The 12,595-nt window shown below is 59.4% G+C and carries 13 protein-coding genes; 1 reads left to right on the top strand and 12 read right to left on the bottom strand.

Features of this window, described 5'->3' with window-relative positions:
• A partial coding sequence (locus V7066_RS20920) for a hypothetical protein (protein WP_334184922.1) occupies nucleotides 1–218 on the top strand: 218 nt, incomplete at its 5' end.
• A 298-nt stretch (nucleotides 219–516) separates the two neighbouring features.
• Here V7066_RS20920 and V7066_RS20925 read toward each other — a convergent pair.
• The 12 genes from V7066_RS20925 to V7066_RS20980 all read right to left on the bottom strand — a co-directional run bounded on the left by V7066_RS20925 (nucleotide 517) and on the right by V7066_RS20980 (nucleotide 12,463).
• Nucleotides 517–999 carry a hypothetical protein gene (locus V7066_RS20925; RefSeq protein ID WP_334184923.1) on the bottom strand — a complete coding sequence of 161 codons (483 nt, stop codon included), beginning with the start codon at nucleotides 997–999 and terminating at the stop codon, nucleotides 517–519.
• Nucleotides 1,000–1,184: 185 nt separating this feature from the next.
• Nucleotides 1,185–2,351 carry a toxic anion resistance protein gene (locus V7066_RS20930; RefSeq protein WP_334184924.1) on the bottom strand — a complete coding sequence of 389 codons (1,167 nt, stop codon included), beginning with the start codon at nucleotides 2,349–2,351 and terminating at the stop codon, nucleotides 1,185–1,187.
• Nucleotides 2,352–2,470: 119 nt separating this feature from the next.
• Entirely contained in the window at nucleotides 2,471–3,373 is a 903-nt protein-coding gene (locus tag V7066_RS20935; protein WP_334184925.1) for an HpcH/HpaI aldolase/citrate lyase family protein, read from the bottom strand.
• Entirely contained in the window at nucleotides 3,370–4,473 is a 1,104-nt protein-coding gene (locus V7066_RS20940; RefSeq protein ID WP_334184926.1) for a cysteine protease StiP family protein, read from the bottom strand. Before V7066_RS20940 ends, V7066_RS20935 begins: the two co-directional genes overlap by 4 nt.
• Before the next feature lie 8 nt (nucleotides 4,474–4,481).
• Nucleotides 4,482–5,216: a sucrose-6-phosphate hydrolase gene (locus V7066_RS20945; RefSeq protein ID WP_334184927.1), complete on the bottom strand. Its 735-nt coding sequence runs from the start codon at nucleotides 5,214–5,216 to the stop codon at nucleotides 4,482–4,484.
• 4 nt (nucleotides 5,217–5,220) lie between these two features.
• Nucleotides 5,221–6,492, bottom strand: coding sequence for a phosphoribosyltransferase domain-containing protein (locus V7066_RS20950; protein WP_334184928.1), 1,272 nt, complete (start codon nucleotides 6,490–6,492; stop codon nucleotides 5,221–5,223).
• A 71-nt stretch (nucleotides 6,493–6,563) separates the two neighbouring features.
• Nucleotides 6,564–7,628 (bottom strand): DUF4236 domain-containing protein, encoded by a 1,065-nt coding sequence (locus V7066_RS20955; protein WP_334184929.1) that lies wholly within the window; start codon nucleotides 7,626–7,628, stop codon nucleotides 6,564–6,566.
• Between the two features lie 10 nt (nucleotides 7,629–7,638).
• Entirely contained in the window at nucleotides 7,639–8,769 is a 1,131-nt protein-coding gene (locus V7066_RS20960) for a S1C family serine protease (RefSeq protein ID WP_334184930.1), read from the bottom strand.
• Nucleotides 8,766–9,776, bottom strand: a complete 1,011-nt coding sequence (locus tag V7066_RS20965; protein WP_334184931.1) for an ATP-grasp domain-containing protein — start codon at nucleotides 9,774–9,776, stop codon at nucleotides 8,766–8,768. Before V7066_RS20965 ends, V7066_RS20960 begins: the two co-directional genes overlap by 4 nt.
• Before the next feature lie 65 nt (nucleotides 9,777–9,841).
• Nucleotides 9,842–11,131: a VWA domain-containing protein gene (locus tag V7066_RS20970; RefSeq protein WP_334184982.1), complete on the bottom strand. Its 1,290-nt coding sequence runs from the start codon at nucleotides 11,129–11,131 to the stop codon at nucleotides 9,842–9,844.
• A gap of 111 nt (nucleotides 11,132–11,242) precedes the next feature.
• Entirely contained in the window at nucleotides 11,243–11,824 is a 582-nt protein-coding gene (locus tag V7066_RS20975; protein WP_334184932.1) for a TerD family protein, read from the bottom strand.
• 60 nt (nucleotides 11,825–11,884) lie between these two features.
• On the bottom strand, nucleotides 11,885–12,463 hold the full coding sequence (locus V7066_RS20980; protein ID WP_334184933.1) for a TerD family protein: 579 nt from the start codon (nucleotides 12,461–12,463) through the stop codon (nucleotides 11,885–11,887).
• Nucleotides 12,464–12,595: the final 132 nt, after the last annotated feature.

The following is a 12,595-nucleotide window of genomic DNA, read 5'->3' on the forward strand; positions in this document are numbered from 1 at the left end:
TCGTCTGGAACGACGACAATCTGACATACGGCAGCATCATCACCGTTTACACTGGACCGGATGAGACCATTACGGCGCTCACCGACGATGGCGTCGACGAATTGTCAGATATGCTTCGAGAAGCACGCCGCACCACCCAGACCTGGCACGGCTTTCTCGATGCCTTCGTCGGCGACCCCGAGCTCGCTACGCGCTTCAAGGCCCAACCACCGCGGTAACAATCGGACGGTTACTGTGATTGCGGCGGGGACGTCTGCTCATCTCTGCTCCTGTCTGGCGGCCAACATGGCCCCCGTCAGGCAGAAAATCCACTTATCACGCTGTCCAGTTTCTCCAGGCCACCTCTCATCGCTGCATCACGATCGACACCCAGCCCTATGTTCATCATGGGGACACGTTCGTGTCAAAAGCACACCCTACGCGCAGTCGGTGTGTTTCCTCGAAAATCGGCCTTGCCAGGCAGCTGGCGATGGCATGAGACAGGGAATTCTGCCCCCCGTTACAATCTGGCCCGACTCAATCGAATGGATTGTTGTCCGAGTAGCGTTGTCCGATGAACTTCGTATTGTTTGTAAATGCATCGATATCGTGCTGAGCCAGGTTGCGCAGTATTTCGTCGACTTTATGCTGCATCTGATCCAAAGATTCATTTAGAATGAAGCTGGCGGACTTGCCCGTCTTACGGAATATTTCTGAGCGGTGCTCGGCGGGAATGTCGATGTAGCTCTTCACCAGCTTAGGCAGGTGTTGCTCGCGCATCTGAATGACGTCAACCTGCGTGAAGCCCGGGATCTGTTCGCGGGCCATCGCCTTTTCGGCGTCTACAAGACAGGCCAGAATGCGGCGGATACGCTCTTTGGCCCCGCTCGGAACCCGATCATCCTCATAGTCGATTTCTACGGGAGGAATGGCAGGCGCTGCTGGTACGGGCGGGAGGCTGGGCGAGGGCGCTCCGCTCAGCGCGCGCGCAATGCGACTGAAAATCCCATCGTCGCTCATCGTCGTTTGTCCTCCTTTCCATGCTGGCAGGGTGTCGGTTCGGCTGCGTATAAGCCGATTGTCCGGAGAAATGTAGTCTGCTCGTGGTATCCGCCAGACGAGTAGCCGGATCTGGACGCGCCCGATGATCTCGAGGATCAGCCGGGCAGCGAAGGCAAGTCCGATTATACAGAGGACAAGAGCGATCATGTGAGGCTGAGAAGGGGATCCGAAGTCGAGCTATTGCCGGTTGCCTGGGCTCGGGCGATGTAGCCCTTGGCTTTTTCGTTCTCGGCCGACAGAGTGTCGATCGTCGTCTTCATGTTGCCGAGAGCTTTGAGCTTGAACTCGTCGACCGCGTCCATCGTGGCGTAAATGTTTGCGAAGGCGCGCTGCAGGACCTCGACCTGAATCGTGGCGGAACTGGCCTGTTCGTGGATCTTGGCGGTGTTTTCCCGCAGCATCGTTCCGGTGGCGTCGATGATATTTGACGTCGTCGTGTTGAGCGCGCTGATCTGCTGCAGCACGAGACGCTGGTTCGTCAATGCCTGCGCGACGGTAACCGCAGTGCGCAATGCGCCGACTGTTGTCGTCGAGGCGCGGTCCACACCCTTGATGAGCTCGATGTTGTTCTTCTTGACCAGGTCGAGAGCAAGGTAGCCTTGGACTGTCACGGCCATCTGGGTGAGAAGATCGGTCGTGCGCTGGCGAACGTAAAAAAGAGCGCTCTCTCGAACTGCTTTGGCCTTGGAGGGATCTACATGGTCCAGCTCGTTGGCCTTGTCTTCGAGACGAGTGTCGAGCGTCTTGGAGATGACAATCATCTGTTCGAGCTTGCCCATCAGCTCCCAGAGTTTGGTGCGCTCGCCGTCAATCGCGATGTTGTCCTGAAGAAGCTCGTCCTTCCCGCGGGTGAGCGTTGCCAGGATCGCCTGGATGTGGCCTTGCGCTGAGGTGTAGCGATCGAAGTAGGCCTTGATCTTGCTGCCGAAGGGAATGATCCCGAGAAGCTTTCGTGGCTTGAGAAGATCTCCTTCGCGGCTGGGATCGAGATCCTCGACCACGGTCCGCAACTGCGTGAGCGCTTGACCCACGCCGCCTTCGCCGTCCATCGCCTTGGTCGGCCGGTCGAGGAAGCGGTTCGACTGGTTCGAGAGGGCGACGACCTCCTTCTGGCCGATATTGGTGAGTTGACTGGCCTTGTTGCCGAACTCTGGGCTCTGCGCATCGAGGGCAAGCAGTTCGGCGACGAAGCTATCGGCCTTCATCTGCAGTTCGGACCGGACGTTGTCGGACACGGGAACGAGGCCGGCAGCTTTCTCCGCCGGCACAACCGCGACGGGATCAGGAGCGGTGAGGGTAAGTTCGGTCATAGCGCGCTTTCGGATTGGATCGCCGCAGGCGGATCGAGATGCAGATTGAAATCAAACGAGTCCTGACTGGCAGCCTGAAAAACAGACACCTTTTGCCGAGCCGGTTCAAGAGCGGAAGATCAGGCTACCATGATGGAGGAAACAATGTTCCCTTCCTTGGCAGCGAACTGTTGGAGACGCGAGATGACGTTACCTGCCCAATGCCGATGCGTTGCCGGCTCGCACATGCTTCCTCCAGAGGCAAAGACGGCCCGCGCATCCGTGTCGAGAATCGACCGTGCCTCGAGGACCTCCTCGGCGCTGGGCTGATAGCAATTATGGATGACGGCGATTTGGGACGGATGGATGGCGGTCTTGGTCAGAAGACCGTGCTCGAGATCCTGCTCGACCTCCTCTCGGAGGAGATCCAGGGAGCCGTAGTGTTCGAACACGGGCGCCGCGACGGCAAAGCCCGCCGGTATAAACGTCGCGGCCATGTCGCGGATGACATTGCCGAGTGGACCATCATAGGCCGTCCGGCACTTCGAGCGACGGACCCCAAGTACATTGAGGATGTCGTTGCCGCCAATGCGGATCGCCGTCACACGGTCCTGGAATGGCAAGAGCTGGCGGCAAAGCTGTTCGAGTGCATTGCGGTCGAATGCTTCGGCGGTCTCTATCGTGGGCATGAACTTGTGATCATGTCCGGTCATTGGAGCCAACCACTGGGCGACATTGGCCGTTTCAACCTTCGGAAGAACGAAGCCGTCAATCGCATTGATATCCGGTATGGCAAGCATCCAATGCAGCATTTGGATATCACGGGGCCGAACGTAGACAATTATTCGGTTGCCGAGCTTCGACATGCTCCCCAGGAACTGGAGGAAGGCTGCGCGTGCATCCTCGACCTGGTCATCGCGGAGGGAGTCTTCCAGGCAAACAACAATGGACCGCAGGTCGAGATTGCTTCCAGACGCGACGTCGAGGAGGTTGGGACGCAGGACGGGAACATAGAGGGTCGCCCCCAAAGCGATTGCACTCACTCCTGATCGCCTCCGACTTTCTTGATGATTGTGACGGCGCGGTAGGTTGAGAGATCGCGTTCTTCGACCGGCACATCGTATTGATGGGCGAGGTGAACCAGGTGCTGAATCTCGGGGTCTTCAAGGTCGCTGACATAAAGCCGGTCCGGCACTCGCCGCAGGATTGCGCGGGTCGCTTCGGCAATGCCGGGCTTGATGCGGTTGACGTCATCGATTCCGGCTTCAAGCATCAGATCGGCCAGCAGTCTATCGCAGTTCGCCTTCGCAGCTTCTGCACGGTCGCGGCTCCAGTCAGGCTGGCGATCGGGCATCAGAGGCGAGGCCTCTATGCACTCGATGAACTCTGTGCTGATGTCATCGGCGCCATGCTCGACAATGTAGCGGCAGGCATGAAAGTCGTCAGGTCCAACGACGGAATCGTTAAGTACGGATCGGCTGATCAGGCCGGAGACAATACCGTTGAGGAGACCGCTCGGTATGACGTAGTCTTCGGTGGTCGCGGCAAGGTGCGCGCAGCCGGCGGGGTCGGCGACGACCGCCAGGAAGGGCGTGAACCCGAGGTCGCTGGCATCGAGGGAATGGAGCAGTTCCCTGGTAATCGCCCCCTTGCCGGTCCAGCCATCCACGAACACGGCCGTTTCGGTACCGTGGCGTTCCTTGATGTAGCGAAGGGCGTTCTCGTCGATACCGCGGCCACGGATGATGCTTACCGAGTAGTGGTGAGCCTCGATACCGATCCGCTCGAGGTTGCGCTTGAGCAGGACGCCGATGGGCGTACCGGCGCGGGCAAGGGAAATGACGACGCATTTCTCGCGCGTTTCCGCTCGATCAGCGATCCGGCGTGCAAGGTGGTCGATGTCCACCTTCAGGCGTGAGGCATTGCGAGCAAGCGCAATGCGGTAGAGCCGCATATATCGGGCATCGGGCACGCTTTCCGAAGAGAGCATCTCCGAGTAGTGCCGGGCGCCGGACTGGATGAATTGCTCCTTCTCGGCCACGGCAGTCGCGGGGATCCGGGAAGGCTTCAAAAGGATTTGAACGTCGCTTAGCTCGTAGCTTCCGGAAAACGGTATCACTGCGGTTTCGATGGTTGTGGCCATTTCGTCTCTCAGCACCAGGCGTTTTCAGAAATGACGTGCTTCCAGAGCTGGGAACTTGTGGGGGTCATTGCATAGTCGCACAGGTCCATGAACCCGACGTCGGAATGGCTGTCGCCGATGCCGACTATCGGCAGATGCGTATCACCGGCACGCAGCTTTTCGATGAGGTAGCGGGCAGCCTCGCGCTTATTGAGCCATGGCGGCAGGAATGCGAGGTTGTTGCCGTTACGGTGGATGCGCCAGCCAAGCGGTAGATCGCCGGCGAGCGAAGTCTCCAGATCCGCGAGGGAGGCGCCATCGTCCCCGGTGTTACTTTTGAAGACGATGTAGAGGTCGAGATCTTCCTCCATCACGACCCAGTGGCGGTAGGCTTCGGCGTCAAGGCCTGCGGTCATTACATTGTAGATTGTCCGGATAGCAGGACCTTGGTCGGCGCGCTGCTTCAGGAGCGCATGCCATTTCAGGTCGACTTGCCCATCGATGTCGATGACGCAGCCGCCATTGGCGCAGATCGCCGGCGCTTGGTCGATGTCGACCCGTGCGAGAACGTCACGATCGCGCGCTGTTACTGGCACGATCCGGCCATTGCCGAGCCATCCCAGCATTCGCCGCTGGCGCGGGGTCGCAAAGCCGCTTTCCGCGCCGTTGGTGAGATAGCTCATGGCCTTAAGTTCTCCGCCATCGGGCGGACACTTGCGCGCCGTTTGGAACAGGGTGTCGTCCAGGTCCGTAAGGATCAGCATGGCTTTATCGGGTCTCGTCCTGATAGGTGCAAAGTATCATTTCGACTGGGATGTCTACGCCCAGCTCCAGCACGGCTTTTCGGGCCTCGTCGACCTGACGATCCCAGATTTCTGACGCTACCAGGATCCGGTGCGGCTCATGGGCTAGAATGTTGTAGAGGAAGCATTTTGCGCCTGAACCATAGGCATCGCTGAAATGCGATACGCTTATCATCGCATCGCCGAGGATCGCCGGTGTACGGGTAATGCTTTGCACGGCGGCAATCCCGCCCTGCTTCTCGATCTCCTCAGCGATAAGCATCGCCTCGTAGGAGTGCTCGCCATCCCCCAGGACCAATACCCGCTCGTTCTGACGGCAGGTGACCGCCGGCCGTGCCGATGCCTCAGGGCGGCGCAATCCGGAGCGACTGCGCATTCCGCTCACGGGCGCGTTACCGGCACTGTTTGAGCCTGGTGCCAGGTTCGGCGGTGCTACGCTGCTCCCAACGGCCCATTCCATTGATCCAGCCAAGATGGAGTGCCGCGCTGCCGGGAGCGGCATGTTTGCGAGATAGGTGCCGCCGCTCCAGTCCGTTATGCAACACGTCTCGATGCGCTCGATGTTCGGCATCGAGGAAAGCATACCACCGGCGGCTGAAACGAAAGTGTTCCCTGTGCTGCTTTCGTCATCGATGATAACGAGGCTGCGGGCTGACCTGACGACCTCGGCAAGCTCGGTGTCTCCTATCTGGACGAGATGGGACGTCGCGTGACTATGACCCTCTTCGAAGCGGGCAATCGTGCTTGCCCCGGGCACAGACTGGCGCGCCGTCTGGAGGTAGATTGATGTCTGCGCAGGATAAAGCGTCTGAAAAGCCGCGAAGACGCCTTGGCCAAGCGCCGTCGCAGTTTCCGCCATGCCAAGAAACACGATCGGCTGAGGGAGGTCGTGTGGCAGTGATCGGGCGAGCTGATCCATGATAGTACGCATGGCTGCCGGGCGCGCAGGCAGATGGCGGCCCAGTACCGTCGAGACGATCAGGAAGCCCCGCTTTGGGTTGGCGCGAGCCGCGAAGTCACAGAAGTCTTCGATCCGGGGGCCGTTTTCGACCCGGAGCGTGAGATTTCCCGTCGGCAGGCGCACTGCCAGGGTTTGCACTTCGCCCTGAACCCGGTTCGTTCTGGTCTTGCCTGCGGCCGTAGTCCCCTGATGCGGGGATGCAACAGAGACGAGGCCAGCTGCGCTGTCGGGATCAAGCTCGAAGGGAGTGCCAACCAAGGTGCTAGAGGAATTCATCATATTTCCTAATAAGCTAGAGACTTGCGGCCAATGCTATTCAATTTGAATCTATCGCTCGAGCCGGCGGATCAGGTCAGGGGAACCTGCAGCATTAGCGTGCCCCGAGAATTCGCTTCCAGCTTCGCGCCAAGGTGCCGCAAAAGATTATCAGGTTCGATCTCGCCAATCCTTGCAAGATTGACCCCGTTCCATGCCGATCTCGTGACATCGACCGTGGCTACATACTCATCAGCGAGGTGACCGGTCGCGGTCGTGCGCTGCGTGTAGGCAGAGATGCCAACGGACCGGATTGCATTTGAACTCGCCATCGAATGTCCGATCAGCCGGAGCAGGATCGAGGCGACGTGATCACGGTAGAGAGCAGCAAGATCCTTTTGCGAGATCGGCTTGGCCTCGATGGCCATTCTCGTGACGATAGCCTTCCAACGCCTGGCTGGCATGTCCTCGATTTCGGGAAGGTCAACGTCCAGCAGAAGCCGGCCAGCCTGAAGTGAAACCATAATATTCGTTTCTGCAGGCCATTGCAGCGTGCCCAGATTCTCCAATAGCTTATCGGCCACCTGGTCGTCTGCCGAACAGGCATTTGCAATGGCAGCGTGCCAGCTCATCAAGGCCTGCATGTACTCGCCGTGCGATCCATACCTTTCTCGCTGTGGCTTCCCACTGGTGACAGGGTAAATCTGCTGAACGCCGTGAGGAACATCGTGATGCAGCATCCTCAGCGCATCAATCTGACCATTGCGCTCAGCTTCCTGCGCCGCGAGAAGGGCACGGATATCATCCTTCATGGCGGATTTCGCACTGGGTATCAGCGCTGAAACGAGCGGATTGCCAGCGTCATCGAAAAACTGGACTTCATCATTTACGAGCCGAGCCGTCACCGTCTCAGGGACCTGCGGCCGAATGCGGGTCGGCAGCCGATCGGTATCCTCGCTGGACCGAGAGTTTGGCTGGTCGAGGCGCTCCCGCCAGCTAAGCCCCGTACCGGGTAGACCAATATTCCCGTAAACCCCGCGCTTGCCAATACTGATGGATGCGCCGCGCGGGCCGAGACTCCAGGAAGCGCCGCTCTTTGATAAATTGAGCCGAACGCCGGGCATGATCTGGATGCGCTTGGAAAATCTGAAGCCCATGTGATTTTCCTCAGGCCACAACCAGGATACTGACGACGGAAGCGCGGAGGCGATCGACCGCCTCCCTGCGATTGCCGTTGTTCAATGGGGCGATAGCCGGAAGAGCGACGCCGGCAGCGGCAGCCATTTCGAACACGAGCGAGGAGCGGATACCGAAATTGACGTTCTCAGAAATGCTCCCGCGTTCGCGCATGTTTTCGTGGGCGAGCGAGGCCGAGGTAATGCCGACAAGGTTTCCGAATTCGTCGATGATTGCGCCGCCGGATGAACCTGACGCTATCGGTGCGGTAAACTGGAAGCGCGAGATGTCGCCCGACTTTCCGGTCAGACCAGACACGTTGCCGGTCGTGACTTTAAGATCCGCGCCGAGGACATCCATCAGCGGGTACCCGGAAGCCATGATGGCTTCACCGAGCCATAAAGGACTGCCCAGCCGGACGGGCAGAGGCGAGCCGCTAACCTGACCTTCAAGTAACGCGAGGTCATGAGTTTCATCCACGGCAATGGGTGTAAGTTCGCTCCGGATCCGGCCCATCTGGAAGCTGCCGCCGTCTTCGATGACATGCGCATTGGTAACCACCAGATTTGGGCCAATGATCACGCCGCTCCCGCTGGCGAGCGGAGAACCAGACCTGCGGCGAGGGCGGTCTTGCGTGCGAGGGGCAGGATCGTCCCCTAGTCGCGGTGCTGGCCGATTTCGATGCGGAACGACGACCGACTGCATCTGTTTTGCGCGCAGGTAGGCATCGATCCCGAAGGTGAACCCCTCATTCGAAACCTTCAGCCGCCGTTTGCCGTCCTTGAGATAGACTTCGCCCAGGATTACGGCGGCCAACTGCTGCGCGGGCGCGGGAAAGTCATATTGAGTGCCTTCGATCGTGACTTCGGTCGGATAGGCCGAGTTCACGAACCCTCCGTGCCGGTCATCGGTAATATAGGCGACGATGTCGTAGCGTTCACCCGGCTGTTCGAACGACGATAAACGCCATTCTCCGGCAGCATTCTCGCTTAACGCCGATAGGTTCCCGTCAGGAGAAATGACGGCAAGCGCGACGCGCGGCGAATCCCGTCCGCCAAAGCGCACCGTTGCCGCACCGTGGTTAGGAACCTCGATCCTTTGCCCGGACAGGAGCTGTATCATGCGGCAAGCTGCGAGCTGAGATTACGCAGCGTCGTCGACATCTCGAGATCGAGGTCGATGTTCGGCCTGGAAACCTGTTCCGGGGTAAGCCGGCCGGAAAGAAGGCCGCCCCAGTCTCCCAGCAGATGCGTGCCGAACGGTTCACCGTAGACCGATCCGCCAGCGGGGCGGGTGTTGATTTCGAGTGCTTTCCACGAACCGTCATCGGCACGCCGGAACTGCACGTTGATGATGCCGTGGAGTGAGAAGCGGTTCACGAGCATGCTCGTGGCTTTCTCCAGAGGATGTGAAGTCTGAAGGCGTTGACGGGTGCCATCCTTCGTTCGCGCAACATACTTCAGGATCCTGCCGTGGTGGGCCAGGACATCGAAGGAAACTTCGGGGCCGGGCAGGAAGGGCATGAGAATAAGGGGGCGCAGCATGCGATCGTTTTCCTCGGCGGCGAGTGCCGCTAGGAACAGGTCTTCACGAATACGGCGCGTGTCCGGATCCATCAGGTGGGCAAGCGGCGCAGCGGTTTTGGAGAGCGTCCAGAAGCCATGACCGTTCACACCAGTGCGGGGTTTCACGCAAGGGTCGATGTCGGGGTAAGCTGCCCGGAACTTGGCGAGCAGGACTACCAATTCATCCTTCGTCTGGGCCGAAGCGGTCGGCAGATGGATTTCTTCGTCTGCCAGTTCCATGGCGAAGAGATACTTGTCCTCGAGAAGGTCGAGCGTGGCGATGTCGGCAGGCAAGTGGACGGTGCAGGGAACAGCCGCCGAAACGAACAAGTGACGACGCGAGGTCGGAACGAAAACATCGATCTCATGTTCTGTGATCTGGCTGCAGACCCAATCGAAATAAGCCTGATCGTCGAGCTTTGGTTCGATCCAGGTTTGGGTCGGCCCCGCGTAGACGGGCATGCCTGCGCCGATGCTGACGATCACTTCAAGGGAGGGATCGGCAATCATCATGGCCTTGGCGATAGGGGCAAGTGAGAAACCGCGATTGAACCAGATGCGCATTTTCGGGTCCCGATACGAAGAAGTATGGCTGGGCCACGCGAGGCAAGTGCCAGGCGAAGCAGGTGTCAGGCAAGAATGCCTTTTGCACGGACCTCCTTAAGCCACTGCGGAAACTCGGAAAGGATGCGGTCGTAGAGTTCGTCATCGCTGATCTGCGAGAGATCGTCGACGCTGAAGAAACCTGCATTGTCGACCACTCGGCCGGATAGCGTGTCGAGTTTCTTGAGAACGCCATAATTGGCGCGGCCAACACCCACGAACTGCCAGAAAATCGGCCGGTTCGACGCTCGTTGCAGGATTTCCGAGATGTCCTTTGAGCGGGTGATGCCGCCGTCGGTGAGGAAGATGATGAGAAGCGGCGTTGTGCGATGAGGCGGTTCCTGGGCCAGCACGGCATTCATGACGATCGGCTCATCGTTGCCGTACCCAATCGATGTACCTGTGGTCTGACGCGCGCCGCCGAAAAGGCCTTTCTTGGTTACCTGCTCGCTACCGATTTTTGCGCCGGGCGAGGGGCAGGTACGCGAGACAAAGCCGACGAGATTCGTTGCTGTCAAATCTTCGACCCGCTTGCACTTCGAGGCATAGAACCACGTCGGCATGGTTCCGTCGCGGTCGAGGCGAAGCGCGACGGGAGCAATGCGCTCCACGGTTTCCTGGACAGTCCCGTTGCCGTAGAGGTGCCCCATCGAGCCGCTGGCGTCGATGATGAAGAGAACTTCGGCCTGCTCGTGCTCGATGCCCAGCTTTTTGAGCGATACGCCGACCTTGTTCTTGCGCAGGTCCACTTTGCTAAGGGATACCGGAGCAGGAGCAGGAGCAGGAGCAGGAGCAGGAGCAGGAGCAGGAGCAGGAGCAGGAGCGGCTTCCTCTACTACGCCGCCGAAATGCCGCACGAGATCGGCCAGCCCGCCCGCGAAACCCTGAACGACGGCGCCGACGCGCCAGTCGCCGCCATGCCGATAAAGATCGACCAGCATGAGTGCCTTTTCATCGCCCAGATTCGCTTTTCCATCGAGCTGGGCAGCGCCGGCGATCTGGACCGATAGGGTATGCGCTAAGCGGAGCGGCAGGGTGTCATGGGTTGCAGTGATCGTAACACGGTCGATCGTCGGGGGAATTCGATCGAGGGCAAGGATGAACTTTGTCGCGCTGCCGCTCTTCGAGTAACTGAGGGCGCCCTCCGGGCTGCGTTCGTTGCTGAATAGAATCGTGTAGCGATCGTCCGAAATCTTGCGGTTCGCGTCGAGCCCGAACGCAACGATGTCGATATCGGCGGGCTCGTGCGCGACCACGATTTCGATCTCACGGCTGGAGGTCAGGTCGGAAACGGCGCGCTTTTCGCCCGGGGTCATCGTCTTCAAGATTTCAAGTCCTACTCGCTAGAAAAGGAATGGACCGCCAGGTCGCGTGCGCGGCCCGGCAGTCCATCTTGGCATCGCGCCATCCGGCGCTTCCCCGGCTGGTCAGCCCAGGTTTACACCCATCGCGCCGGCGAGACCGGCGAGGCCGTTTTGCCATCCTTCGCCGACAGCCTTGACCTTGATCTCGCCTGCTGCGCTGCGGTAGAGCTCGACGAAGATCATCGCAGCATTGGTGCTGCTGTCTTCCGAAAGGTCGAAGCGGGCGAGTTCCTTGCCGTCGGCATCGTTTACGACGCGTGCGAATGCGTTCGAGACCGAGCCGAAGTTCTGACCGCGTTCCTGACCTTCGTGAATGGTCACGGCGATCACGACCTTCTTCACATTGGCCGGGAGCTTGGCAAAGTCGATCTTGATCGTCTCGTCATCGCCGTCGCCTTCGCCAGTGCGATTGTCGCCGCCGTGTTGGACCGAGCCATCGGGCGAGATCTTGTTGTTGTAGAAAACGAAATGACCGTCCGAGAGAACCTTCTCGCTCTCGCCGAGAACAAAGGCGGCCGCATCTAGGTCAAACCCCTGGCCATCGGTCTTTCGAACGTCCCAGCCGAGGCCGACCGTCACCGACGTGAGACCGGGGGCTTCCTTGGAAAGCGACACGTTGCCGCCCTTTACGAGAGAAACTGCCATGAAAATCCTGTCTTGCGAAAGAGAAGAGGGAGGGGGACAAAAAGCCCCCCTCCCGTCCAGTCAGCCGACGCTGACGCCGTAGTTGGTGGCAAGCGGACCAAGGCCGCCCTTGAAGCCTTGGCCAACGGCGCGGAACTTGAAGTCGGTACCATGGCGATAGACCTCTCCGAGGATCATCGCGGTTTCGACCGAAGCGTCTTCGGAAAGGTCGTAGCGTACGACTTCCTTGCCCGTCTTGACATTGACCAGGCGGATGAAGGCGTTCGAGACCTGGCCGAAGGACTGGCTCCGCCTCTCCGCTTCGTGGATGGTCACTACGATCGCGACCTTGTCGATGTCGGCAGGCAGCTTGGAGAGGGTAATCGCGACTTGTTCGTCGTCGCCTTCGCCTTCACCGGTACGGTTATCGCCCTGATGGACGACGGAGCCGCCCGCACCAGTGAGATTGTTGTAGAACACGAAGTCGGCGTCGTTGCGCACCTTGCCGCTGGCAGAGAGCAGGAAAGCCGAGGCATCGAGGTCGAAATCCTGGCCATCGGTCGCGCGTGCGTCCCAGCCGAGACCGATCATGATTTCGTCAAGGCCGGGATCTTCCTTGGAGAGCGAGACATTGCCGCCCTTCGAAAGTGAAATCGCCATGAGGTAATCCTTTCCATTCATATTGGCGGTGAGGTGTGTTCGAAGGGCCATCCGCCGAAGGCGCTTCGAAACCTGTTCAAGCATGTGCCTGAATTGGATTTCCGTCCTGCGACCCGCCTACGCGCCATTCCG

The organism is Novosphingobium sp., assembly GCF_036820275.1.
Taxonomy (GTDB): domain Bacteria; phylum Pseudomonadota; class Alphaproteobacteria; order Sphingomonadales; family Sphingomonadaceae; genus Novosphingobium.